23 protein-coding genes are annotated in these 23,537 nt (G+C 57.7%); 7 read left to right on the forward strand and 16 right to left on the reverse strand.

The annotated features are described in order from the left end of the window. Window positions 1–27: 27 nt before the first annotated feature. Window positions 28–339, reverse strand: a complete 312-nt coding sequence (locus tag VB780_RS29695) for a P-II family nitrogen regulator (RefSeq protein WP_323354804.1) — start codon at window positions 337–339, stop codon at window positions 28–30. Window positions 340–343: 4 nt separating this feature from the next. Beyond that, window positions 344–1,312 carry a sodium-dependent bicarbonate transport family permease gene (locus VB780_RS29700; RefSeq protein ID WP_323354805.1) on the reverse strand — a complete coding sequence of 323 codons (969 nt, stop codon included), beginning with the start codon at window positions 1,310–1,312 and terminating at the stop codon, window positions 344–346. Window positions 1,313–1,867: 555 nt separating this feature from the next. Between VB780_RS29700 and VB780_RS29705 the strand changes: the two genes are divergently transcribed. From VB780_RS29705 to VB780_RS29710, 3 genes are read left to right on the forward strand one after another with little or no spacing between them, the layout of a single operon-like run. After that, window positions 1,868–2,086: a transposase family protein gene (locus VB780_RS29705; RefSeq protein ID WP_323354806.1), complete on the forward strand. Its 219-nt coding sequence runs from the start codon at window positions 1,868–1,870 to the stop codon at window positions 2,084–2,086. A 3-nt stretch (window positions 2,087–2,089) separates the two neighbouring features. Further along, the gene (locus VB780_RS31555; protein WP_416349279.1) at window positions 2,090–2,353 is read left to right on the forward strand and encodes a transposase family protein; all 264 of its coding nucleotides are present in this window, start codon (window positions 2,090–2,092) and stop codon (window positions 2,351–2,353) included. Window positions 2,354–2,409: 56 nt separating this feature from the next. After that, window positions 2,410–3,072, forward strand: coding sequence for an MOSC domain-containing protein (locus VB780_RS29710; RefSeq protein WP_323354807.1), 663 nt, complete (start codon window positions 2,410–2,412; stop codon window positions 3,070–3,072). Here VB780_RS29710 and VB780_RS29715 read toward each other — a convergent pair. The 8 genes from VB780_RS29715 to VB780_RS29750 form a co-directional block, all read right to left on the reverse strand. Then, entirely contained in the window at window positions 3,050–3,316 is a 267-nt protein-coding gene (locus VB780_RS29715; protein WP_323354808.1) for a hypothetical protein, read from the reverse strand. The two genes, VB780_RS29710 and VB780_RS29715, sit on opposite strands and share 23 nt — an antisense overlap. Then, window positions 3,316–3,543 carry a hypothetical protein gene (locus VB780_RS29720; protein WP_323354809.1) on the reverse strand — a complete coding sequence of 76 codons (228 nt, stop codon included), beginning with the start codon at window positions 3,541–3,543 and terminating at the stop codon, window positions 3,316–3,318. The genes VB780_RS29715 and VB780_RS29720 overlap by 1 nt, the downstream gene beginning before the upstream one ends. 410 nt (window positions 3,544–3,953) lie before the next feature. Next, on the reverse strand, window positions 3,954–6,146 hold the full coding sequence (locus tag VB780_RS29725; RefSeq protein ID WP_323354810.1) for a VWD domain-containing protein: 2,193 nt from the start codon (window positions 6,144–6,146) through the stop codon (window positions 3,954–3,956). Between the two features lie 121 nt (window positions 6,147–6,267). After that, window positions 6,268–6,852, reverse strand: coding sequence for a hypothetical protein (locus VB780_RS29730; RefSeq protein WP_323354811.1), 585 nt, complete (start codon window positions 6,850–6,852; stop codon window positions 6,268–6,270). 163 nt (window positions 6,853–7,015) lie between these two features. After that, window positions 7,016–7,645: a response regulator transcription factor gene (locus tag VB780_RS29735; RefSeq protein WP_323354812.1), complete on the reverse strand. Its 630-nt coding sequence runs from the start codon at window positions 7,643–7,645 to the stop codon at window positions 7,016–7,018. Continuing rightward, window positions 7,642–8,475, reverse strand: coding sequence for a S1C family serine protease (locus VB780_RS29740; RefSeq protein WP_323354813.1), 834 nt, complete (start codon window positions 8,473–8,475; stop codon window positions 7,642–7,644). Before VB780_RS29740 ends, VB780_RS29735 begins: the two co-directional genes overlap by 4 nt. Beyond that, window positions 8,472–9,398 (reverse strand): S1C family serine protease, encoded by a 927-nt coding sequence (locus tag VB780_RS29745; RefSeq protein WP_323354814.1) that lies wholly within the window; start codon window positions 9,396–9,398, stop codon window positions 8,472–8,474. The genes VB780_RS29740 and VB780_RS29745 overlap by 4 nt, the downstream gene beginning before the upstream one ends. Window positions 9,399–9,818: 420 nt before the next feature. Then, the gene (locus VB780_RS29750; RefSeq protein ID WP_323354815.1) at window positions 9,819–10,022 is read right to left on the reverse strand and encodes a hypothetical protein; all 204 of its coding nucleotides are present in this window, start codon (window positions 10,020–10,022) and stop codon (window positions 9,819–9,821) included. A 322-nt stretch (window positions 10,023–10,344) separates the two neighbouring features. On the opposite strand from VB780_RS29750, the gene VB780_RS29755 reads away from it, so the two are divergent. The 4 genes from VB780_RS29755 (at window position 10,345) to VB780_RS29770 (ending at window position 12,931) form a co-directional block, all read left to right on the forward strand. Then, entirely contained in the window at window positions 10,345–11,025 is a 681-nt protein-coding gene (locus VB780_RS29755; protein WP_323354816.1) for an alpha/beta hydrolase, read from the forward strand. Between the two features lie 142 nt (window positions 11,026–11,167). Then, a complete protein-coding gene (locus tag VB780_RS29760) occupies window positions 11,168–11,836 on the forward strand; it encodes an NADPH-dependent F420 reductase (protein ID WP_323354817.1) in 669 nt (222 codons plus the stop codon). A gap of 137 nt (window positions 11,837–11,973) precedes the next feature. Next, window positions 11,974–12,771 (forward strand): MOSC domain-containing protein, encoded by a 798-nt coding sequence (locus VB780_RS29765; protein ID WP_323354818.1) that lies wholly within the window; start codon window positions 11,974–11,976, stop codon window positions 12,769–12,771. 25 nt (window positions 12,772–12,796) lie between these two features. After that, window positions 12,797–12,931: a hypothetical protein gene (locus VB780_RS29770; RefSeq protein ID WP_323354819.1), complete on the forward strand. Its 135-nt coding sequence runs from the start codon at window positions 12,797–12,799 to the stop codon at window positions 12,929–12,931. A gap of 16 nt (window positions 12,932–12,947) precedes the next feature. Here VB780_RS29770 and VB780_RS29775 read toward each other — a convergent pair whose 3' ends face one another. The 6 genes from VB780_RS29775 to VB780_RS29795 form a co-directional block, all read right to left on the reverse strand. Then, on the reverse strand, window positions 12,948–13,520 hold the full coding sequence (locus VB780_RS29775; RefSeq protein WP_323354820.1) for a hypothetical protein: 573 nt from the start codon (window positions 13,518–13,520) through the stop codon (window positions 12,948–12,950). A 248-nt stretch (window positions 13,521–13,768) separates the two neighbouring features. Then, a complete protein-coding gene (locus VB780_RS31560; RefSeq protein WP_416349280.1) occupies window positions 13,769–14,011 on the reverse strand; it encodes a LexA family protein in 243 nt (80 codons plus the stop codon). A gap of 7 nt (window positions 14,012–14,018) precedes the next feature. Continuing rightward, entirely contained in the window at window positions 14,019–14,789 is a 771-nt protein-coding gene (locus VB780_RS29780) for a 4'-phosphopantetheinyl transferase family protein (RefSeq protein ID WP_323354821.1), read from the reverse strand. Window positions 14,790–14,791: 2 nt separating this feature from the next. Further along, on the reverse strand, window positions 14,792–15,607 hold the full coding sequence (locus VB780_RS29785; protein ID WP_323354822.1) for a thioesterase II family protein: 816 nt from the start codon (window positions 15,605–15,607) through the stop codon (window positions 14,792–14,794). Between the two features lie 8 nt (window positions 15,608–15,615). Next, the gene (locus VB780_RS29790; protein ID WP_323354823.1) at window positions 15,616–20,214 is read right to left on the reverse strand and encodes a type I polyketide synthase; all 4,599 of its coding nucleotides are present in this window, start codon (window positions 20,212–20,214) and stop codon (window positions 15,616–15,618) included. Between the two features lie 25 nt (window positions 20,215–20,239). Continuing rightward, the gene (locus VB780_RS29795) at window positions 20,240–23,536 is read right to left on the reverse strand and encodes an amino acid adenylation domain-containing protein (RefSeq protein ID WP_323354824.1); all 3,297 of its coding nucleotides are present in this window, start codon (window positions 23,534–23,536) and stop codon (window positions 20,240–20,242) included. Window position 23,537: the final 1 nt, after the last annotated feature.

Raw genomic sequence — 23,537 nt, forward strand, 5'->3', positions numbered from 1 at the left:
AACTCGCTTCCTAAAAAACCCAATTCTTTACAGCGACGCTACACATTTCACCGAGCGAATTTCCATCACATCCGAGATGTAGCAGGTGCCCCCAAATTTGTTCAGCAGCGGACGGACATTCTCGGCCACGGTTTTGATTTGCTCAGGCATACAAAACGCAATAATGTAGACATTGTCAAGCATGGTCATATCGAGGTCTTCGCTGCCTTCTCGCAGCCCCGAGCCTTCTACATTGCGAATGACCGCATGGCCGTGAACTCCTGATTTTTTTAAGCTGTCTAGAATCTTGGCCAGCTCAAAGGAGTTGGCAATAATCTCAATCTTTTTAACAAGGTGCATGGGCTTAGCTCCACAACAGATTAATGCCGTACAGATAGAGCGGAATTCCAACAATAATGTTGAACGGAAACGTCACCGCCAAAGCCGTAGAAACATACAGGCTTGGGTTAGCTTCGGGCACCGTTAACCTCATGGCTGCAGGTACTGCAATGTAGGAGGCACTAGCGCACAACACCGCGAACAAAAGCGCATCGCCCTGGGGCATATTAATCGCCCTGGCAATCAACAGTCCAATACCGGCATTGAAAATTGGGATCAGTATGGCAAAGGAAATCAGGAATATGCCAGTTTTCTGTAAATCTTTAATTCTTTTGGCGGCGACTAGCCCCATATCGAGCAGGAAGAAGGTCAGCACGCCGTAGAACAGGTCTTGGGTGAAGGGCGATAACACCTGCCAGCCGTGCTCCCCCGTGAGAACGCCGATGATTAAGCTGCCCACCAGCAAGAACACCGAGCTGTTAAGAAAGGCGTCTCGCAGCACCTCAGACCAGACAAACTCTCGCTTTTCGTCCCTGGCGAAGAAGTTCACCAGAATCAGCCCCACAATAATAGCGGGAGATTCCATCAGGGCCAGGGCCGCTACCATGAAGCCGTCAAAGGGCATACCTAGCTCAGTGAGAAAGGCACTGGCGGTAATAAAGGTAACGGCGCTGATCGAGCCGTAGGTGGCGGCGATCGCCGCCGAGTCATAGGTGTCGAGCTTCAGCCGCAGAATAAAAAAGGTGTACAGCGGCACCGCGCAGGCCATCAAGATCGCCGCCAAAATTGTCAGCACCACCTGCTGGTTAATGCCGCTTTTAGTCAGCTCAACGCCCCCTTTAAACCCGATCGCCAGCAGCAAGTAAAGCGAAAATAGCTTGGGAATCGGCGGCGGAATTTCTAAATCAGATTTAACGAAAACAGCTATCATTCCCAAAAAGAAAAATAGCACCGGCGGATTCAAAATGTTGGACACGATCAAGTTGGCATTCATGTCCACCCCTTCTGGTGCGAATATCGCCGAAACTTCAAGAAACTTTGCATGCTGTAAATTATTATTGCCCTATGCCCATGATGTATCGCGTCGAATCCCTCCCTGTCAATGGTTTTGTTAAAATCTTTGCCGATCTCTCGACGGGCAGAACAGTCGTTCTCTGAACTGATCGAAACCCTTTTAGGGATATTGAGAAAGCATGGCTTTCAGAGAATTGATGGGGCAGCTTGAGTTGTTCACTGCTTGATCTCCGTGTTTAATCTCCTTTAAAGCGGTTTTAATAGATGAGTGATGCTGAATCATAATTGAACCCCGCTTCAAAACAAAATATTCAGCAGGAGCAGTCGGTCAAACCTCTAAATCAATTGGAAGTTGATAGACAGGCCATTCCATAACGCCTAGCTTTAGGATATAGCTCAAAAATTTTTCCCACCAATAGCTAACCTGCTCAGCAAAAAAAGGAGCCAGCCCATTAGGGGCTCAGGGTAAGCGCAAGAAAAATAGGTTTGTGACATGCTAAGAGCATCACCTCAGCTAGACCTTCAGCGAGTCCCCATGAGCCAAGGCTTTGCTCCCAACGAAGAGACCGCTAAAGCCGGTCAGCCCAGATCGCCCTTATGCGCGGCCACTGATGCCGCCTCAATTCAACAGCAGTGGGAGTCACACTTTGCTGAATTAGAAGATCCACGCGGCAGTCAGGGGATAGAGCACTCGTTCTTGAGCATTGTGATGATTGCGATTGTAGGCGTCATTGGGGAAGCGACGGGTTGGTAGGACATCGAAACCTATGCCGAGAGCCACGAGGCATGGCTGGACACCCTGTTCTCGTTACCGAACGGGGTGCTCCATGCCGACACCTACCGTCGGCTGTTCGAGCGGATGGCCCCGGAAGCCTTAGAGCGTTGCTTTTTGGGCTGGGTGAAGCAGATTGTTGAGAGCAGCGGTGCTCAGGTGATTCCCCGCAGGGCTCGCAACCTAGCACAATTTTTCGATGGTTTTCTTGCGCTTACTCTGCTTACACTCCCAACAAACGTATCCTAGAAAGAGTGTGTCTTAGCAGAGACACGTTCTTTTTTTGTCGCTGTCGTTTGACCACAATGCCTGAGATTGTCTCGATTCAGGTGGGCCTGCCCCAAACCTTGGGTACCGAAACCGCCACCAACCCGATGGATCAGCGCTGGACTACTGGATTCTTTAAGCAGCCCGTTGAGGGCAAGGTGTGGCTGGGCTACACCAACCTGGCGGGCGACGGCCAGGCCGACCTAAAGAACCACGGCGGGGTGGATAAGGCGGTGCTGGCTTACAGTGCTGAGCACTACCCCGACTGGCGATCGCACCTCCACAACCCCGATCTGCCCTACGGCGGCTTTGGTGAAAATTTCACCGTGACGGGGCAGACCGAGGCCGAGGTCTGCATTGGCGACACCTACGCGATCGGCAGCGCCCGGGTGCAGGTGTCGCAGCCCCGGCAACCCTGCTGGAAGCTATCTCGCCGCTGGCGGGTGAAGGATCTGGCGCTTCAGGTGAAGGCCAATGGCCGCAGCGGCTGGTATTTTCGAGTGCTAGAGGAGGGTGTGGTCAAGCCGGGGATGGCGATGGTGCTGTGCGATCGCCCCTACCCGGAGTGGACTGTGGCCCGCGCCAACCGCGTTATGCACCACGATCTGGGCGATCGCGCGGCGGCGACAGAACTTGCCAGTTGCCCCCTGCTGTCGCGCAACTGGCAAGAAAAACTGATCAAACGGGGTGCATCGTCTTAGTTGGGGCCGATGTCGGCTGTAGCGCACAGACCCGAGCGCGTTGCCGAGACACAATGCGCAGCTCGTGGGGATAGCGCGGGCGCGGATCATTCACGAGCCAGATCGGTGGCACCATGGTGGCTTCGTAGCCCTCAATTTCGTAGATAATGCCAGGCTGGTCTACCTGCTCAACGAGGGTGCCGGGCAGGTAGTCAAACAGCTCATCCCAGTCGATGGCTGACTCAGGGAGAGATGGGGGATGCATTAGGCGTAAAAGTGGCTTTTGTGCAGCACGGTTTCGCCGTGGTCGGGCACCCAGGCAACCCAGGTATCGGGCGACTCTTGGCACAGCAGCTTAGCCTCATCAGCGGCATAGGCATTGGGCAGGTTGGCCAGCTTAACCCAGGTGTCGCGGGTGTAGGTGATGTGACAAACCGGCTGCCAGCCAGCGGCTGGTTTGAGGTTAGTTTGAGAATGGACTTGTGGGATCATGAGGTCGCCTCTGAAGGGTGAATGCGGGCGACAGGCCTATCTTGGTGCGCAAGAACTTGTGCAAACAAGAGGCAGGTCGGCTGGCATTTCTGTATTCATTTTTACAAAATACCCGCAAAAATGCTGCGATCGCGCTAGATAAGTTCACAAACCCTGACCTGACGACCCCTCAGGAGGGACGGGTCATGCCGCAGCCCATCTGCCGATTGTCTGACCGCACCCTTTGCCGGTAGTGGTCACACTGCCTGCCCACCGCACAGGCATAGCTCGAGTAGGTGTAAAAATTCTGCGCCTTAGCCCACCCAGCAGTGGTTCCGCTGGGTGGGCTAAGGCATCCCCACGTTCGTCTGGCGCTGGTGCAAAGTTTCGCCAACGATGCCGCGCCGTCAAAAGCACACATCCTGTTCGGGCTAAAACGGCAGCCGGGGCAGCGAAAAGGGCGCCCGGCGGCGAATTTCGTCTTCGACGCGGTCTTGTACCTGGTCGAGCAGGGTGGTGGCGATCGCATTCACCGCCGCCTCCACAAAGCCGGGCTGCCCGGTGGCGGCGACATCAAACACGCAGCCCTCTATCATCCACTCGTTGACCCCGGCTGCTTGGCACAGGCGCGTGGCGTCTTGAATTTGGGCCGGGGCTACCCCCAAGAGTGACGGAAACTGGCTGGGAAAATCTCGCCGGGTAAAGGTTTCGGTCGATTGGCCGGGGGCGTAGTCAAACAGCGATTCGCCGGAGGCCACTCTCCAGCTGTCGCCAAACTGGCGGTAGAGCTGCTGAAAGAAGGCATTTTGCACCTGATTCAGCGGTACCGGAGCCGGAATCAGCCCCTGCACCAGCCGCGCTACCGGGGCATAGACATCCTGGGGCGGAATCACTGCGCCGCCGCGAATCTGCAAGTCGTCGTTGGGGTTGCGGTTGACGTTGCCCAGCAACCCTTGGTAAGCGCCTGCTCGGCGGGGCACCTCTGGCGAGAGGGCCAAAAAGGCCGCGCCGCCCATTGTCGTTTGGGAAACTTGCAGGGTTTCGCCTGTGGGCCAGGTGATTTGGTAGCGGTTGCCGACTCGCAGCACCAGGCCACCGCCCGGCAGCGTCGTGGGGCCTTCTGCCAGGGCGAAGGGATTGCCGTCGAGCCACAGGGGAGAGCTACCGTCAGGGGAATCTTGGGCGTAGATGGCCAGCCGATGGCCGCCCACCCCCACGGCCACCGCCGTATTCATCGACAGGGGCCGACTAGGGATTTGCCCCTGCCGCGCCTGCACCTGAAAGTGGCCGTCGGGGGCGGCCGTCAGCCAAAATTCGCCAATGGTCTGGAAGCTGTAGCGGTAGCCGTCGTAGGTGATGATGTGGGGGTCGCCGTAGCTGGTGCCGCTGGCGCGATCGCCCTCCCCACCCCAGGGCGTACTAGGGCCTTCTGCCGTGGGCTCGGGTTCCTCTTCGCAGGGATTTTCGACTGGGTCAATGCCCAGCTCGGCATTGCCAGGGTAGCCGGTGAGGGCAATGGTGGCCTGGGAGGAATCGACGGAAGTCACCCCCTCGGGCATGGTGCCGTCGGGGCAGCGGCAGGTGTCGCCGACGCAGTACCACTGGTTAAAGCTGCCGCTGATGCGGGTGGTGTTGCGATCGCCCCAGCGAATGGCCCCGTGGCCGTTGCCCAGCACCTGCACCGATACCACCTGGTTTTCTGGCAGAGTCAGGCTGTAGAGCCGCTGGATAGTGCGGGTAATGCTGCGCCCCTGGGGAATGGCGAGAGGGACAATTTCGCGGCGATCGCCCGTAATACCCGGCCCGCTGGTGTCCCAATCTCTGAGACTGCCGTTGCGCTCTAGGCCCATAGCCCAGGTTTGCAGAAAGCCATCGCGGTTGGCCATCAATCCTAAAAAGCGATCGATCCAGGCGGTTTCATCGGCGGGGGCGGGCAGCGGCGGGGTGAGGGCGCGATCGAGCAGAGTCCACACTGGCTCGCCGCTGTAGGCCATATGGGCAAAAACGCCCTGGGCATCGTAGCTGCGGTCTTCGATCTGGCTGTAGCTGGTCAGGTAGCGCCGCCAGCGGCTTTCCCCCAGGGGCGATCCGCCCGCGTAGGTTTCGCCGACCCAGCTAGCAGAACCCTCCAACACCCAGGGTGGCAGGGGAGATAGCGCCCCGGTTTTTTCGCGCTGGTAGCAGTGGTAGACCTCGTGGGCAATGTTGCTGCGCTTGGCGGGTTCGCTTAGCCCAGTCCAGTCATCGGCCACTACAATCAGGCAGGTTTCCCAATCGCCGGTAGACTCGCGCCCGGTGCGACCCTCTAGCACGCGAATATCGACCCACAGGCTGGGGTCGGCGGGGTCGCGCACGGCGGCGCGGCTGGTGGCCAGGTTGTGCTCGCCAGCGGCATCGCTGCGAATGTACTGGCTTTGGTAAATGTCGTCGTTGGTAATAAAAATGGGATGGGTAAAGCGGTGGCCGCTCTGGCTTTCGATATAGCTTTTGGCCTCGGCTACCCGGCGATCGAGGTCGGCATCGGCAGGGGCCGATCGCGCCAGGGTGGTCAGCACCAGGGCCAGGGTGAGGATAAACAACACACCCAGCCGCAGCCAGGTCAACCGACGCCAAAACGAAATCATCGCGAAACCCAAACATCAGCACATGACTGGGTTTTCAGTTTGGGGTTCGGCGATTCCGGATGAGTTTACCAAACCTTAGAATTGACGAGTTTTTGCAGAATGGCTATATTGACGTTCTGTTCTATGGCTTTCGTATTGAAAATAAAAATCGACGGTTCGGCTCTTGTATGAGATCGCCTTCAATCTCGCTCTCCCTACAATTTCCAGACCAGATTTCCTTATGGTTGGGATTGTTTAACGTCATTTCAGCCTCTTTGAAGTTGCCGTCAACAGGATCAGGGTCAACGGGATCACCTGATTTTTTCGGATCAGCTATTTTCTCACCCCACCATCTGCCTACCGTAGAATCTACAGTCTCAATTCGCAGGGTGCCACGATTAACTGGCGTGCCGCTATTGTCAGCAGTTGTCCAATTTAGCACCGAGCCCTCCCTTAAGAAAGCCGCACAGCCTATGGGCTGTGGTGTATCTATGGCTTGAGGGTTTAGCGGCTCATACGAGGTATTGAGGGCAAGAATTAGGCCAAAAACAAGCAGGGCAATGCCGATAGGCGCGGCCCACTTTTGCTGGGCGGGCTGCACCTCAATAAAGCCACCCACTTTGGTGACAAATGTGAGCAGAATAAAAAACAACCCAGCAAAAATTAAGATATTTGGAATTGGGGTATCTTCAAGCGCATCAATAATTCTGCCAATGGATTCAGCCATGGTTCTCTTGCCAGATCAGGTTTGCAGAGAAGGCAGGTGAGGAATGCTCGATCTATTGCTGCTACAGGGAAAGTCTCACTGTTTACCAGTAAAGCATTTTGCTCGAGGCGATCGCCAAACTGTAAAAAGTTGCAATGGGCCTCATCGCCGATCGCATTTTCGCCTACAGAAGAATGAACCCCGCCCGCGCTCCGGCGATCGCCGCTTCCGTCCTACTCGACACGTTGAGTTTCGCAAAGATAGCGCTGGTGTGATACTTAATCGTGTGCTCTGACAGGTGCAGACGGCGGGCGATCGCTTTATTGCTCAACCCTTCCGCCAGCAGGGCCAATACCTCGACCTCGCGCGGGGTCAGCGCTTCAGATTGGGGATTTTTAGTCTGGAACGATCCATTCAGGGTGAGGAGGCTGTCTAGCAGGGTGGGGTGAATGGCCATTAACCCCGCTGCCGCTGCATCCAGGGCCGCCACAATTTCTGCGCCGCTGGCCTGGCTGGGCAGTAACCCGACCCAGCCGATCTGCAAGAGTTCCGGCAGATCGACATCGCTCCAGGCGTTGAGCAGGGCCACTACCGGCAGGCCAAGGACGAGGTCTAGATCAGGCTGCTCGTCCCCCATCGTGGGCCAGCTGACGAGGGCACAGTCGGCGGCGCTGTTCCAGTCCCCAGGTTCTCTAGATATCGTCGGTTGAGCGGCGGCATTCATCACCTGCCAGCGGTCGCTTTCGTCGGCAATCAGGGCGCTCAACCCCGCCTGGGTAATGGCCGATGGGCTGAGGATCAGCACCCGTTTCATGCCGCCTGCTCCTGAACGGGTGGACGACCCACCGTGAGGGTACACACGATCGACTGCCCGCCCTGGCTGACCTGGAGGGCCAGGGTTTGGTCGGGTACCAAACACTCTAGCCAATCGGCAAAGTCGCCGGGTTGGCGAAATAGCCGCCCATTGAGACCGAGGATGGAGTCGCCCGCCACCAACCCCGATCGCGCCGCCGGACTGCCGGACTCCACCCGAGTGACTGTCCATGCCGTTGAGTTGTGGACGGGTTGCGCGGTAATGCCCAGGTAGGGCTGGTCGTGCTGGCTGCTGAGAAATCGCTGCACCAGAGCGACGGGAATGGCATAGCCCCGGCCTCCGGCAATTAGCGTATTGATGCCGACGACCTCGCCCGCCAGGGTGGCCAGGGGGCCGCCCGAGTAGCCGGGGGCCAGGGCAATATCGGCCTGCACCCAGCGGGGAATCGGCGGTTTGGCCGCCACAATACCTAGGGATGTGGCCCCTACGCTGCCGTCGGGGTTGCCCACGGCCATCACCATTTGTCCTACTCGCAGGGCGATCGCATCGCCAACGGTGGCGGCCTGTAGCCCCGCTGCATTGACCTTTAGAACCGCCAGATCCAGCCGTTGGCTGTAGCCGACTCGGTGGGCGCTAAGCGGCTGACCATCCGCCAGCTGGATGCGGGTTTGGCACTGGGAGACCACGTGGGCGTTGGTGACAATCAGCCCCGCCGCATCCCAAATGACCCCAGAGCCCCGTTGGCCAGCGGGGCCTTGAATGAGCACGGTGGATTGCCTGACGCGATCGGAGACTGAGGCCAAATCGTAATTCAGCAGTGGAAAACTCATCGCCCACCGCCCTGGGGCTGTTCCCCCACGGTGAGGGTGAGATCGGTGGGCTGGCCGCCCCGCAGCAGGTGCAGCGAGACGGGCTGACCGATCACGCCAACATCCAAATGGGCGTAGACCGCCTGGAGATTGCTGACCGCCTGGCCATTCACCGCCAAGAGAATGTCGCCCACCAGCAGGCCCGCCTGTTCCGCTGGCCCCGTGGCATCGATGCTGACGACCAGCAGGCCGACCTCTGCCTCCAGGCTCTGTTGCAGGGTGGCGGGCAGCACCACGGGTTGCAGCCCGACGCCCAGGTAGCCCCGGCTGAGGCTGCCGCGCTCTAGTAGGGTTTTGACGATGCGATCGAGATTGGCGGTGGGTAGCGTCACTACCCGATTGCGCGGCCCGTTGAGGTTCATGCCTAAGACTTCCCCCGCCGTATTCACCAGAGCGCCGCCGAGCAAGTTGGGGTAGAGGTTGACATCGGGGCGAATCAAGCGATCGATCGCCCGTCCTTGGGAGCTTTGCCAGGGGCCACCCAGGTTGCCCACTACCCCCAGGCTGGCGCTGACGCCGTAGTCCCACGACTGGCCGACGGCGAGCACCACATGGCCCACTTTGAGGTCGGCCCCATCGCTGGTGGCGGGCACGGGCAGGTCGGTGCGATCGAGTTGAATGATGGCCAGGTCGAGGGCGCGATCGTGGCCCGAAACTTCAGCCTCGACCACGTTGCCATCGGGCAGGGTGAGGGTGAGGCGGCTAGAGCGACCGAGGCCGTAGTCGGCGGTGACAATCACCCCCGGCTGCCAGTGAATGCCGCTGTAGGCAAAGCGGCGGTGGCCTTTGACGGCGACGAGGGTAGGGGCGATCGCACCCACCGCATCGGCTAGCCCAGTGGATAGGGCGCTAAGCGCCGTTGAAGTTGCATCAGTAGAGGTCATGCCAGACTCCGAAGGAGGGTGAACGCAAGGTTGCTATCCCCTACGATGCCGAAGCAAATGCTGGGTTAACCCCAGATGAATGGGTAGTCTGCCCCCAGACAAATGGGCAGTTCACCGCCAGCACAACCCTCCATTAAATTGAGGAAAACTTTAGTGCAGCGCCGCAAGTCTTAATTTGACCGCTGAAGAAACGATCTGGCGGCTAGCAATGTCATATTGCAGGGTCGATATGCTTGATCGCGAGGTCAATATGCTTCATTGCAGGGTCGATATGCTTGATCGCGAGGTCAATATGCTTCACTGCGGCCTTAGGTTGTGAAACGGCTGGCTCAGTGTGCCAAGTTGCGAGGGCGGTGGGCTTAATTTTGGCGATCGCACCCCCGACGGCAAGGGTATGCCGTCAGGGGCGGATAGGGTGCTTTACTCAATCAGCTCGGTCCTGGTGGCGATCGCCATCCACATTTCGGCTCTGTTCGATGTTGAGCTGAGGATGTCGCTGGTGGGCGGCACGGGGATGGGGCCGCTCCAATCGTTGGGGTCGGTGTAGCCGTAGGCGCGGCGGATTTTGATGGTGCGATCGCTCTCCGTCAACCGTGGAAGAGCGACCGGGTTGATCGTCTGCATAAGCCTGATGAAAATGGAGCAATAAACACTGCTGGATAAAATCCCTCACCAAAGTGTTATCCGTCAAATGTGCTGGATAATACCCCTCAACTCCGGCATTAACCATCAAATCTGCTGGATAACACCCCAAAACCTCGGACTTATCCAGCAAATATTCTGTTTAATTCCTTAAAGACTGGGTATTATCCTGTAAATCTGCTAGATAATGCAGAAAATTCGGGGTTTTATCTAGCAGATCTGACAACTAATACGTAGTTCGACGGCTTTGTGAAACGCTATTCAAAAATGCTTTATAACGGATTTTGTACTTGCGGAGATACTTATGAGCAAAGTCAGAAATATTCTATTAGTTCATGGTTTTTGGGCAGATGCCTCTTGTTACAGTGATCTCATCCCGCTCCTTTTAGCTGAAGGTTATCAAGTTATCGCTGTCCAAAATCCACTTATATCTCTAGAAGATGATATAGCTGCAACGAAACGTGCTCTGGATCGCATTGAGGGAGATTGTATTTTGATTGGTCATTCGTGGGGTGGTTTCGTTATTACTGCGGTTGGCAACGACAAACGAGTTGCTGGTTTGGTGTATATTGCGGCGCTTGCTCCGGATGCTGGTGAATCCATGGTTGATCTTATGAGTAAATACGGCTCCCCTTCACCACATTTTCAAGAGCAAAATGGTTTTGTTTGGATTTCTAAAGAAGGTATTAATGAAGTTTTGGCAAGTGATCTTTCAGAAGAAAGAAAGGCATTAATCCATGTGACTCAAGCAACACCATCTGTATCATTAACGGAAGTGAAGGCAAGTTCGCCCGCTTGGAGAGATAAACCAAGCTGGTATATCTTAGCGACAAATGATAAGGCAGTTCCGCCTGATTTACAGCGTGATATGTCTCAGCGAATGAATGCAAAAACAGTGACGGTGGAGTCAAGCCATTTTCCTATGATTTCGCATCCGAAAGAAGTTCTGGGAGTAATTAGGGAAGCAACAGCGAGTAGTCAATAAAAACGCAGTCGAACAAGTCTGGTGCAGCGGATTGAGCAAAGCTGCTTCTGGTGTCACCAAATTCTTGGCAACCGCTGACCAGAATCGTTAGGCATCCTATAGTTATCGATTAACCTAAAGCTAGATGAGTTAGGACTTGAGCATGAAGATAGGATTTTGGGGCAGTGGTAACATGGCACGAGTGCTCGGAGGTGCTTGGTCAGTAGCAGGGCATCAAATAACCTTCGGTTCGCGCGATGCTGCAAAGTCTCGTGGCGTAGCTGAGGAAATTGGTACAAGTGCGACTGGTGGAACGAATGACGAGGTTGCTGAATCTTGTGAGGTCATTATCAGCTCTGTACGTGCTGTGCCTTCAAGTTTTCTAGCATCAACCTCAGTGTTGGCAGGCAAAGTCATCATAGATTTAAATAATCGGGATTTTCCTCGTGAGTACAAGCCTGAAGAATTTCTCAATTCTCTAGCAGAAGCAACTCAAAAAGACGTTCCCTCTGCCAAAGTTGTGAAAGCATTGAATAATCAGGCAATGGAAGTTTTTAACTGCGATGCGGCAGCACTCAGAGATGCGGGCATACAAGCTTTTATTGCTGGAGATGATGATAGAGCCAAACAAATTGTTGCCGAGCTACTGAACGATATCGGGCTTAAGGCTGTCGATTTTGGTTTATTGTCTAATGCATGGTTATTAGAGGTGCAAGCAGATATTCTCAGAACTTATATGTTTGCAACTGGAAATGCTCTTGTCACACCCGGTTTTATCTTGGCTCCTCGTGCTGAGCCAAGATTTGGAGAGCGCCGTAAAGGTACATACTAAAATGCCTAACAACCGCGCTGCACTGGAACGCTCTAAATTGCTAACTGAGTTGCAAAGGTTATCTGCGCCCGGTGAGCGCAAACGTTAAGTGATTTTGCAGAGCGATGAGTAGCTAAAATGAGGTTTTCAGTTTTGCTATGACAGCTATTGGAACCGTCGAAAGCTTATGGTGCTACCCCGTTAAAAGTATGCGCGGCGTGGAAATGCCCGAAATCTTTATGGGATTTTTTGGTATTTATGGCGATCGCTGCTACGCCTTCAAAAGTTCCACCGCCCGCAAAGGCTTTCCTTACTTAAACGCAAACGTGCAGCAACAAATGTTGCAGTACCAGCCGCAATATCGTTACCCAGAACGAGCCTCAAAACCGCCGAATTTAATCGAAGCAGCGAGCATAGCACCTGGGGTAACACCGGCTAACAGTGACCCAGAAGACATGATGTTAGACATTGTCACTCCCGCAGGCAAAATTGTTTTTGTCGAGGATCCAGAACTGATACAACTACTGCGTGAAGGACTCGACGAAAACATCCACCTACAACTTGTGCATTCAGACCGAGCTTTAACTGATTGCCGCCCGATTTCGTTAATCAGCCTATCCACGATTCGACAAATTGAATCAGAATGCTCAATCCCCATTGACAAGCGGCGTTTTCGAGCAAATATCTACTTCGATTTTGCCTCAGACGAAACCGGATTTGCCGAAGACAACTTTGTCGGTCGCCGTCTACGAATTGGTTCAACCGCGACGGTCATGGTGCTGGAGCGCGACCCGCGTTGTAAGATGATTTCGCTCGATCCAGAGACAGGTGAACATAATCCAGAAGTTTCACGGAAAGTTGCCCAAGCCCACAACAACTTTGCTGGAATTTACTGTGCAGTTTTAGTTGAAGGAGTATTGAAAAAAGGTGATGCGATCGAGTTAGAAGCGGCTTAATTCATTATCTTCAGGGCTAAAGCCATTGGGCTACTCGCCCCAAAAGCCGCGATCGCGGGCGACGATTTCTGCCTCTACCTCAGCGATCGCCCGCAAAAGCCCCAGTCATCTGCTCCAGCAACTCTGGAGTCAGTCAGGGAAGGGCTGCCATGCCCGTTGATTAGCCACTATCTCGTCTAATCAACCCAGGAAATATCATCCGACTTGGGCTCGGTTGGCGCTTCAGCTGGCGGGACGGCAACTGGCTTTGGCTGGCTGGGTTGCGCCTGGGTCGCCTGCGGTGCTGACCGAGCCTGACCGGCTTGGCTGATGCGATCGCCCTCATTCACCTGCTTCCGCTTCATAAAGGCAGAGGACGCGGACTCCTCCGGTGCCAGCGATCGCAGAAACCAATCTAGCGTCTCTTGAGAAAGCCATCCGTGCAAAACCGCCAGTGCTCCAATTCTCAGCCCTGCCTGAGCCTGCTCCCTTAACAGGGCATCTACCTGGTGAGAGTCCAGCAGCCCCGCCTGCTGAAAGTAATACCCAATGGGGCTATCTCGACCAACCGTGGCGAGCTTCGGCCACTGTTCAGCGAAAAACTCAATGGCGTCGCGCTTCACCCACCCGCGCAGCTCAAGAATGTCGCCGATTCTCAAATCAGGCTGCCATTTCTGATCTTGAAGCACTACCTCAAGCTGCGCCTGAGAGAGCAACCCTGCCCGCTGCAACATTTCTCCGAGGGGTCTAGTTTTGGGTTGGGCTGGCATAGCTAAACGGGTGTAAAACACAAATAAAGTTGCATAGTCAGAACCCACGAAACCCTTGATTTGCCGTTGCTGTTTTGAGCAGGGGATTATTTAAAGTCGTAGACTGGTTCGATTGAATAGAGTCCTCAGCTAAACTTGCGCATAAAGCAACGTTGTATGCTAGCTTTCGGCAAGCATTTAACTCTTATCAGGCAAAGCCTTGGGTTCAGACGGAGGCTTCTCTTTAAGTGTAAGTTAAGCGCCTTAAACTATGCAATGGTACGGCTGCGGCATCTTCTATACAAGGATTGATGGCACACATTGACCACGGCGATCGCAATGCTGCCGTTTGTCGGGGTTAAGGCCCGATCTACAATCAGCAAGTCACCCGCGAAGATACCTACACCGGACATGGAGCTATCTTTGACCCGCACGAAGAACGGAGCGGTAGGGCGAGGAACAAGATTTTGAGGTCGTACTGGGTTTCTACAGCCCGTGATGATTGAAACAATTCCTCTGTTATTTTACTTCTGACAAACTTGGTGCTATGTAATGCCTGAACTGCATGCCGAGCTGATTGTGCTCAATGGCCAATGCACCAACGTAGTTGGAAGCCAGCTTGATGTCATAGAGAGACAAATCATAATTTCCCTTAGCTCCCCAAGAAGCTTGAGCTAAATAAGTCGATGGGGCAGCGGCTAAGGCAACTTCAATACATTCGGGAGAAAGGCTAAGCCCACACCCTATCGCTTTAAGCACGGCTTCTTTACGCGTCCAAGCTTGAAAAAACAATTGTCGTTGAATGGATTTTGGGGTTTGTTGGATGAGGGCTTTTTCGTCTTCAGAAAAAAATCGCTCAACCAAATTTTGCCAGCTTAATTTAGGTTGCATCGCCTCGATATCTACCCCAATCTCGTGATGCTGAATTATTGCGTATATGGCCCAACCTTTGGCATGGGAAAGATTAAATTTGATGTTCCCTTCGTTTTGCTCAAAGCCTAGAGCCGGTTTGCCATGGGGGCCGTAAACAAAACAGATATCTTGGGCGTTGCGATTGAGATAGCAACTGAGAATTTTCCTTAGGTTTGCCCGAGCCACAATGAAGCGGCGGCGATCGCGCTCGAACCGAAATCGCCCAGCCCGATCCTGTTCTGCACTGTTGAGCAGTGGATAGAGCTGATGGATCGTTGTGTCTTCAACCTCTAAGCTAGCCCGCCACAGGTGGACTTCGTTGGCGGCGAGGGCTACCTGCTGCGGAGCGGGCTCCCAAAGTTGAACCATAGTCACCATCGTCAATCACCAGTGCCAAAGAGATGACCTGTGGATAGGCCTTGGGGGCCGGGGCTGACCTCGGCCAGCGCCGTTAAGCTCAGGCTTAGCTGGTGCAATAGAGAGGCTTCTGCCGCGTGAATAAAAAAGTGGTTGCCGGGTAAAACATGCTGGGTAAATTTGGCCTGGGTCTGCGATCGCCAGGCTCGCAGTTTACCGCGCTGAGTAGCCGGGTCACGGGTACCGCCAAAGGCCGTAATCGGGCAGGGCAGAGGTGGTTCGGCCACGTAAGTATAGGTTTCGCACAGGGCAAAGTCGGCCCGCAGCACCGGCAGCAGCAGCGCCATAAACTCGTCATTGGCTAAAACCGCCGGATCGGTGCCCTGCAAGCGGGTAAGCTTTTCGCGAAAGGCGGCTTCTGGCAAAGTGTGGACAGGTGGTTCGGGGTCGGGCAACTGGGGGGCGCGATGGCCTGAGACATAGAGGTGGGCGGGCATGGGCAGACCGTGGCGGCGACAGTAGCGGGCCAGCTCAAAACCAATCAGCGCACCCATGCTGTGGCCAAACAGCACAAAGGGGCGATCGCAGAGGGGCTGGATCACCTGGGCGATCGCCCTCAGCATCTCATCCACGTTATCCAGGGGCGGTTCGGTCAGGCGGGCACCGTGACCCGGCAGTTCGAGGGCACACACCTCGACGCAGGTGGGCAAATGCTGGCCCCACGCCTGAAACAGGCGGGCATTCCCCCCCGAATAGGGCAGGCAAAAGCAGCGCAGGCGGGCCTGGGAGTTGGGGTTAACGCGGCGCAGCCAGCGATCGGTGTCGGGGGTCGTCATCATGGCAAAACTTAGGTCAGAACTTGGAGCTGAGAAAACTGGTGTAGGAGGTCATCTACCTGTGCTGCTGGCAGTTGATCGATCTGGTCGAGCAGTCTCTGGATCTCGGCAGGCTCGAAGCGCGGCAGGGCGGCAATGGTCAAAGACTGGTCTGTAGTGCTTTCGCTTTGGATACGGGCGATCGCCTGGGCCAGCCCCGCCACCGTCGGGCTGTCGAACAGGCAGCGCAGGGGAATATCGACCTGGAACTGCTGGCGCAGGTGAACCATGATTTGGGTGGCGAGCAGAGAATGGCCCCCCAGCTCGAAAAAGCTGTCATCAACGCCGATAGGGCTAATGCCCAGAAACGACTGCCAGATCTCCGCAATGGCATTTTCCACAGAGTCGCGGGGAGCCCGATAGTCATCCGCCAGGGTAGGGCGATCGTGGTGAATAGTTACCGCTGCTGGCTCGCTCAACGGTGGGGTAGAGGGCTGCCACTGCTGCTGGCGCAGGTTGAGATCGCCTGTGGAAACGATAACTTGGGGGGCGACGGCGTAGGCTAGTAGCCGCTGCCAAACGGCGCTGCCCTCTGCCGGGGTCAGGGCCAAATCGGCCATAGACTGCCCGAGTCCCTGGCGTTCGTCTGGCCGAAAGCGCCAGCCATCCCAGTTGACGCTCAGCCAGGGAAACGTCGCCGTTCGGGACTGCTGCTGGGCAAAGGCATCCATAAAGTAGTTGGCCGCGCCATAGGCCGCAAACCCCAGCCCGCCCAGCACCGAGGCCAAAGATGAGCAGAGCAGGCAAAAATCGAGCGGCTTGCCCTGAAGCACTTCAGCCAGGTTTTCTAAACCGACAACTTTGGCCTGAAACTGCTGCGCCAGCTCGGTACTGCCAGTTTCGGCAATTACCTGGAAGGCCTGTTCGCCCAGGGCTCCAGCGGCGTGAACCACGCCGTTGAGAGGGCCAAAGTGGGCTTCGGTTTGGGCGATCGCCCCCTGAAGCTGCGCCGAATCCCCCACGTCAGCGGTGAGCAGTAATACCTCGGCCCCGGCGGCTTCGATCGCCTGCACCTGGCGGATTTTGTCACTGATCGGATCGTCGGGGGTGCTTGCTAGCCAGGTGGGCCAGTGCGATCGCGGCGGGAATTCTCGCCGACTAAGTAGCGCAATTCTGGCCTGCCAAGGGGCCAGTGTTGCCGCCAGGGTCAGGCCAATATTCCCCAGCCCGCCAGTGATTAAATAGACGCCCTGCGATCGCAACAGGGTTTGGTCGGAGGCAGGCTCCGGCAGAGGCAGAGGCTCAAACTGTTGCACCCACCGCAGACCGTGACGATGGGCAATGACGGCCTCAGCGTCTGGCGTAGTCAAGTCTGCCAACAGCCGATCTAGGGGAACACCGTCGTTGAGCGTCACCGGCCAGTCCACCACGCGGCAGGTGATTTGGCGATATTCCTGGGGAATGACGGTGCTGGGGCCGAGCAGGGTGGCGTGGGCGGGCAAGAGGGTTTCGTTGCCAGTAACGTTGAAAATACCGGGCGTCATCACCGTCAGCCGCAGGGCGTGGTGCCAACCGCACTGAGCCAGGGCTTGGGCTAAATGCAGCAAACTCTGGCAGCCGCGCTCCTGAATTTCGGCAAAATCCGCAGGAGATGTCAGGCTCCAACCGTGGAGAATTTGGGTAGGACGGTGGGTTCCCAACGCATTGAGCAGGGCGCGATAATCCTCTGGTCGCTGGGGGGTGAGTGTAAAGGTCTGGTCATCCAAACGACTGAAGCATTCTCCCGATCGCACCCAAACAGCCGTCGGAAACTGCTGAACCATCGCCTGAGCCAGGGGGGAATCGTCTAGAAACAGCAGCCAGGATGCCTCAGCCGTCGGGACATTTACTGGTGGGCACAGGGGCGATCGCCGCCACGACGGCAGATAAAACCAGTCGGCAATATCAGACTTTTTCTGTAGGGTAATTTGGGCCACGGGCGCTGTCTGCTGGGCCTCGACCCAGTAGCGCTGCCGCTCAAAGGGATAGGTCGGCAAGGGCACTCGCCGCGGCCGCTCGTGGGCGTAGAACCCCGGCCAATCGATGGCGACATTCGCTAGCCACAGCTGCCCCAGGGCCGACAGCAGACAAGCCCCATCGTCTTGGGCATCGCGAGGATGGCTCAGGGAAGGAATTTTAGTCAGGGCTTTAAGGGCGGGATGCTGGCGAGCCAGGGTGGTTAGGGTCTGCCCCGGCCCTACTTCCAGCAGCAGCGCCTGGGCCTCGCTGAGGGTCTGTAGCCCGGTGCGAAACTGCACCGGCTGGCGCAGGTGTTGTACCCAGTAGTCGGGGTCGATCGCCTGCTCTGGGGTAATCCAAGTACCCGTTAGATTAGAGACCCAGGGAATTTGCGGTGGTTGCAGGTTGAGTTCACTCAGCGCCTGCCGGAATGGAGCCACAGCTCCCGCCATCAGCGGTGAGTGGAAGGCGTGGGAGGTTTTTAGACGGCGACAGGGAATGTTTTGGGTTTCTAACTGTTGCTGATAGTGGGCGATCGCATCCACCGATCCCGCCACCACGCACAGCTCTGGGGCGTTGTCTGCGGCTAAAACTAGATCCGCAGGCAAGTCAGACATCACTCGCTCGGCGGACTGAGCCACGCTCAGCATCGCGCCCTCTGGCTGCTGGGCCATCAGTTTTCCCCGCAGGGCCACCAAGGGCAGCAGGATTTCCAGTTCGGCCACCCCCGCCAGGCAGGCGGCGACGTATTCACCCAGGCTGTGACCGATCAGGGCTTGGGGCGTGATGCCCCACTGACGCCAGAGCTGGGCCAGGGCATATTCCAACAGAAACAGGCCGGGCTGGGCGATGTCGGTGCGGTGAATTAGCTCTAATGCCGCCGCCTGCTGGCCGTCGTCAGGGTAGAGAATCTGCCGCAGATCTAGCCCCAGATGGGGGTGCAGTAGGTCAGCGCCGCGATCGATCCAGTCACGGAAGGTAGGCTCCGTTTCATAGAGCTGCCGCCCCATGCCAACCTGCTGAGCTCCCTGCCCCGGCAGCAGAAAGACGACCTGGGGGGCCGAGTCGGGGGCAGTTTGGGACTTCACTCGGTGGGGGGCCGCAGCCGTAAGGGCGGTGAGGGCATCGGTGCGATCGCAGCACACCGCCATCCGTCGCTGGGCAAAGGCCTGCCGCCCCACCTGTAGGGTGTAGGCAACATCCGCCAGATCTACCCCATCCGGCTCCAGCGCTTCGGCCAGGTTCTGGGTCGCAGTTTCTAGTGCCATCGCGGTTTTAGCCGACCACAGCAACAACTGCCACGGGCGTGACTCGCTGGTGACGGGGGCGGGTGGGGCTTCCTCAACAATCACGTGGGCGTTGGTGCCGCCGATGCCAAAGGAGCTAACTCCCGCCCGGCGCGGGCCGTGGGGTGGGGCAGGCCAGGGCCGCAGCTGGGTGTTGACGTAGAAGGGGCTGTGCTCAAAGTCAATCTGCGGGTTTGCCGCCTCAAAGTGCAGGCTGGGCGGAATTTGCCGCTGCTGTAGGGCCAGCAGGGTTTTGATCAGCCCCGCTGCCCCCGCCGCCGCATCTAGATGACCAATGTTGGTCTTTACCGATCCCAGGGCGCAGTAGCCCCGCTGGGTGGTTTGAAACGCCTGGGTCAGGGCAGCGACTTCGATCGGGTCACCCAAAATCGTCCCCGTGCCGTGGGCTTCGATCACCTGAATGCTTTCGGGGGCAACCTCCGCCACCTGCTGAGCGGCGCGAATCACATCGGCCTGCCCTTCAATACGCGGAGCTGTGTAGCTGATTTTGTCTGCGCCATCGTTGTTGATGGCCGACCCTTTGATTACGCCGTGGATGGTGTCGCGATCGCCCAGGGCATCCTCTAGTCGCTTCAGCACCAGCAGCCCCACACCGCTGCCGCCCACCGTGCCCTGGGCGCGGGCATCAAAGGCGCGACAGCGGCCATCGGGGGACGAAATGCCCCCCTCCTGGTAAAGGTACCCTCCTTTCAACGGCAGCCGAATCGAGACCCCCCCGGCCAGCGCCAGATCGCATTCGCCACTGAGCAAAGCCTGGCCGGCCAGGTGAACAGCGACGAGGGCGGTGGAGCAAGCCGTTTGCACATTCACACTCGGCCCGCGCAGATTCATCAAATAGGAGGTGCGGGTGGTGAGAAACTCGCGCCCGTTGCCCAGCACCAGCGGAAACTGGCCCACAGTCTGCATCAGCTCAGGCTGGCTGAAGAGATTGAATAGGTAGCCGCTGAGGGTTGCGCCACCGTACACCCCGATTGCCCCGGCAAAGCGCTGGGGGTCGTAGCCTGCGGTTTCTAGCGCGGCCCAGGCCGTTTCTAAAAACACCCGCTGCTGGGGGTCAAGAATTTCGGCATCGCGAGGGCTGAGGCCAAAGAACCCGGCATCGAACTCGTCGGCCTGCTCTAGAATGGCGCGGGCTTTGACGTAGTTGGGCTGCTTCAACGTGGCTGCTTCAATACCCGCCGCCAGCAGCTCGGCCTCTGAAAAGTGCGAAACAGCGTCAACCCCGTTTTGCAGGTTGTGCCAAAAATCGGCCAGGGTGGGGGAACCGGGAAAGCGCCCGGCCATACCGACGACGGCAATTTCTAAACCCGTGTAGTGAGTGGTCATAGGAAGTCTTAAATAAACGCTGGACTTAGCGAGGAGTGGAGGTCTGGCGGCGCTGGCGTTGCTGGTGGAGCCGCGCTTTCCCCTGCTGTCGCTGGGCCTGGGAATCGGGGGTCGATGAAGCCGCTGCTGGGGCCGCTGCGCCCAGAAACTCGGCCAAGGCGGCAATGGTGGGATAGCGGAACAGATCCATCAGCTCAAACTGGGTATTCAGCTCGCTCTGGAGCCGATGGTGCAGCTGCATCAGCCCCAGGGAGTCGCCCCCCAGGTCGAAAAAGCTGTCGTTAATGCCCACTGTGTCGAGCTGGAGCAGCGCTTGCCAAACCCCAGCGATGGTTTGCTCTAGCGCTGACTGGGGGCGGGCAAAGGCCACGGGCAGCGCGGGGCGATCGCTACTAGGGGCGGGCAACCGGCGGCGATCGAGCTTGCCGTTCGCCGTCAGCGGCAGGGCGGGCACCGTCACAACGGCGGCGGGCACCATGTAGTCGGGCAGCTTGGCCTGAAGCCACTGGCGCAGATCGCGATCGCTGGGCGGCGCAGCGCGGCAGACTATGTAAGCCACCAGCCGGGGCGGCGCAGGCGAGTCGTGGCGCAGCAGCACCGCCGCCTCTCGAATGGCCGGATGCTGGCGAAGGACAGCCTCAATTTCGCCCAGCTCGATGCGAAAGCCGCGCAGTTTCACCTGATGGTCTAACCGGCCCAGGTAGTCGAGGTCGCCATCGGCCCGCCACCGCACCTGGTCGCCGGTTCTGTACATCACCCCTGGGGCAAAGGGATTGGCGACGAAGCGATCGGCGGTTAGCTCCGGGCGATTGAGATAGCCCAGGGCGACTCCGGCTCCCGCCACATATAGCTCTCCGGGCACCCCCACGGGCACAGGCTGTTGCGTGGCATCCAGCACATAGACCGCCAAGTCGGGGATGGGGCGACCGATGACGCTAGCCGAGGAAAGGGCATCGCCCTGGTGCAGCGGTCGGTAGGTAACATGCACCGTGGTTTCGGTGATGCCGTACATGTTGACCAAATGCGGGGCGCAATCGCCGTGGCGCTCAAACCAGGGCTGAAGGCTTTGCAGCTCCAAGGCTTCGCCGCCAAAAATCACCCACTTAAGGGCCAGCGGTGCTGGTTCCCGTTCACCCACCGCCATCAGCTGGCGAAAGGCCGTCGGGGTCTGGTTCAGCACTGTTACCTCCGCCTGCTGTAAGAGCTGGTAAAACGCCTGGGGCGATCGGCTGACCTCGTAGGGCACAATTACCAGCTGCCCGCCGTGGAGCAACGCCCCCCAGATCTCCCAAACAGAGAAATCGAAGGCAAAGGAGTGGAACAGCGTCCAGACATCGTCAGCGCTGAACTGAAACCAGGCTTGGGTGGCGGTGAACAGCCGCACCACCTGGCTGTGGCGCACCATCACACCCTTGGGCTGCCCGGTTGAGCCGGAGGTGTAGATCACGTAGGCGAGCTGCTCGGGCTGGGGGAAAGCCAGCTTACGCTGAGAGGACTGCTGGCGAATGGCCTCGGCATCGCGATCGAGACAGACCATTGCTTCAGGCTCTAACGTCAGCAGCTCGGTTTCTGCCGCCAGAGTTACTACCACGGCAGGCTGGGCATCCTCTAAGATCCAGCGCAGTCGCTCGGTGGGGTAGCTGGGGTCGAGGGGCAGGTAGGCTCCGCCCGCTTTCAAGATCCCTAGAATGGCCACGATCAGATCCTGCGATCGCGGCAAGCAGAGACCCACTAGGGCATCGGCAGTGACGCCTCGCTGCACCAGGTAATGGGCCAGCTGGGTCGAGCGCTGATTGAGTTCTCGGTAGGTGAGGGTGCCATCGCCATCACTCAGGGCAATGGCCTCTGGACGCTGTTGCACCTGGGCCGCAAAGCGCTCGACCAGCCCCGGCTGTGTCGGGAATGTGCGCTGGGTTTGACCCCAGCTCAGTAGTTGCGATCGCTCTGCCGTGGTGATCCAGGGCAGTTCAGCCAGGGGACTGTCCAAGTGCTGCGGCATGGATTCTAGCAGACAAGTCAGCTGCCCCAGCAGGCGAGTAATTGCAGCCGCATCGAACCGCTGCGGGTCGTACATCGCCTTGAGCAGCAGCCCCCCCGGAGCCGCCGCCGGGTCGGTCAATGCGACAATCGTCAGGGGGTAGTGGGTGCGCTCAGTGGTGTAAATATCGCCGATGCGGGCACGGCTCGTTGTCGATGCCTCCTGGGAAACTTGGTGCAGCGCAGGGTCAACCGGATAGTTCTCAAACACCACAATGCTGTCGAACAGGGGCGTGCCGGGGGTCACCTCGCTCCAGCGCTGCACCTGCATCAGCGGGCTATATTCGTACTGGCGCAGACTCGCCTGCTGGCGCTGAACCGCCTGCAACCAGGGCACCAGGGGCTGCTCCAGCTCGACCGACAGGCGAGCGGGCAGGGTATTGATGAACACCCCCACCATCGCCTCGGCTCCGGGTAGATCGGGGGGGCGTCCGGCAGAGGTGACGCCAAACACCAGATCGGTTTCGCCGCTGTAGTGGCTGAGCAAAATTCCCCAGGCCCCCTGCAACAGGGTGTTGAGGGTGAGCTGGTGCTGACGGGCAAAGGTTTTGAGGGTTTGGGTGAGGTCGGTGCTGATCAGGCGTTCGGTGCTGGCATGGTCTGGGGCGGTGCTGGCTGACTCCAGTACCGGACGGTGATCAATGCCCAGGGGCGTTGGGGCGGTAAAGCCCTGGAGGTGCGATCGCCAAAATGCCTCAGCCTTGGCCAAATCTTGCTGCTGGAGCCAGGCCACGTAGGCGCGATAGGGGGCTGCAGTAGGGATCTGGGGGATTTGTCCCTGGCACAGTGCGTCGTAGCGGGTCAATACCTCCTTCAAGACTAGCCCTGTAGACCAGCCATCGAGCAGCAGGTGGTGCTTGCTCCAAACGCAGTGATACTCTGCATTGGCCAGCTGAATTAGTGTCAGCCGCATCAGCGGGGCTGCCGAGAGGGTAAACCCCCGCTGCCGATCCTGCTGGAGCCAGTCCTGAAGGGCGAGCTGCTGGCGATCGCGGGGCTGGTCTCGCCAGTCGAGCTGAGTGAAGGGCAGAGCCACCTGGCGCTGCACCACCTGGAGCGGTTTTTCCAGCCCTTTCCACACAAAGGCGGTGCGAAGAATGGGCTGGTGTTGCAGGGTTTGCTCCCAGGCCTGGCGAATGGCTGCGATCGCCAGCTCCCCATGCAGAGTAAAGCCAAACTGCACACAGTACATACCCGCGCTAGGAGCCATCAAGCTGTGGAACAGGATGCCCTGCTGGGTGGGCGTCAGTTCGTAGAGGTCTTCGAGGTTATCAACTTTCTGCATG

The organism is Leptolyngbya sp. CCNP1308, from assembly GCF_034932455.1.
Classification (GTDB): Bacteria; Cyanobacteriota; Cyanobacteriia; order Phormidesmidales; family Phormidesmidaceae; genus Nodosilinea.

What these genes read in the sequence shown, in the direction of transcription:
- VB780_RS29765 (WP_323354818.1), top strand. Translation starts at nt 11,974, where the DNA reads ATGACAGCTATTGGAACCGTCGAAAGCTTATGGTGCTACCCCGTTAAA.
- VB780_RS29710 (WP_323354807.1), top strand. Translation starts at nt 2,410, where the DNA reads ATGCCTGAGATTGTCTCGATTCAGGTGGGCCTGCCCCAAACCTTGGGT.
- VB780_RS29725 (WP_323354810.1), bottom strand. Translation starts at nt 6,146, where the DNA reads ATGATTTCGTTTTGGCGTCGGTTGACCTGGCTGCGGCTGGGTGTGTTG.
- VB780_RS29795 (WP_323354824.1), bottom strand. Translation starts at nt 23,536, where the DNA reads ATGCAGAAAGTTGATAACCTCGAAGACCTCTACGAACTGACGCCCACC.
- VB780_RS29700 (WP_323354805.1), bottom strand. Translation starts at nt 1,312, where the DNA reads ATGAATGCCAACTTGATCGTGTCCAACATTTTGAATCCGCCGGTGCTA.
- VB780_RS29745 (WP_323354814.1), bottom strand. Translation starts at nt 9,398, where the DNA reads ATGACCTCTACTGATGCAACTTCAACGGCGCTTAGCGCCCTATCCACT.
- VB780_RS29695 (WP_323354804.1), bottom strand. Translation starts at nt 339, where the DNA reads ATGCACCTTGTTAAAAAGATTGAGATTATTGCCAACTCCTTTGAGCTG.
- VB780_RS29775 (WP_323354820.1), bottom strand. Translation starts at nt 13,520, where the DNA reads ATGCCAGCCCAACCCAAAACTAGACCCCTCGGAGAAATGTTGCAGCGG.
- VB780_RS29720 (WP_323354809.1), bottom strand. Translation starts at nt 3,543, where the DNA reads ATGATCCCACAAGTCCATTCTCAAACTAACCTCAAACCAGCCGCTGGC.
- VB780_RS29790 (WP_323354823.1), bottom strand. Translation starts at nt 20,214, where the DNA reads ATGACCACTCACTACACGGGTTTAGAAATTGCCGTCGTCGGTATGGCC.
- VB780_RS29755 (WP_323354816.1), top strand. Translation starts at nt 10,345, where the DNA reads ATGAGCAAAGTCAGAAATATTCTATTAGTTCATGGTTTTTGGGCAGAT.
- VB780_RS29780 (WP_323354821.1), bottom strand. Translation starts at nt 14,789, where the DNA reads ATGGTGACTATGGTTCAACTTTGGGAGCCCGCTCCGCAGCAGGTAGCC.
- VB780_RS29705 (WP_323354806.1), top strand. Translation starts at nt 1,868, where the DNA reads ATGAGCCAAGGCTTTGCTCCCAACGAAGAGACCGCTAAAGCCGGTCAG.
- VB780_RS29735 (WP_323354812.1), bottom strand. Translation starts at nt 7,645, where the DNA reads ATGAAACGGGTGCTGATCCTCAGCCCATCGGCCATTACCCAGGCGGGG.
- VB780_RS29715 (WP_323354808.1), bottom strand. Translation starts at nt 3,316, where the DNA reads ATGCATCCCCCATCTCTCCCTGAGTCAGCCATCGACTGGGATGAGCTG.
- VB780_RS29750 (WP_323354815.1), bottom strand. Translation starts at nt 10,022, where the DNA reads ATGCAGACGATCAACCCGGTCGCTCTTCCACGGTTGACGGAGAGCGAT.
- VB780_RS29730 (WP_323354811.1), bottom strand. Translation starts at nt 6,852, where the DNA reads ATGGCTGAATCCATTGGCAGAATTATTGATGCGCTTGAAGATACCCCA.
- VB780_RS29760 (WP_323354817.1), top strand. Translation starts at nt 11,168, where the DNA reads ATGAAGATAGGATTTTGGGGCAGTGGTAACATGGCACGAGTGCTCGGA.
- VB780_RS29740 (WP_323354813.1), bottom strand. Translation starts at nt 8,475, where the DNA reads ATGAGTTTTCCACTGCTGAATTACGATTTGGCCTCAGTCTCCGATCGC.
- VB780_RS29785 (WP_323354822.1), bottom strand. Translation starts at nt 15,607, where the DNA reads ATGATGACGACCCCCGACACCGATCGCTGGCTGCGCCGCGTTAACCCC.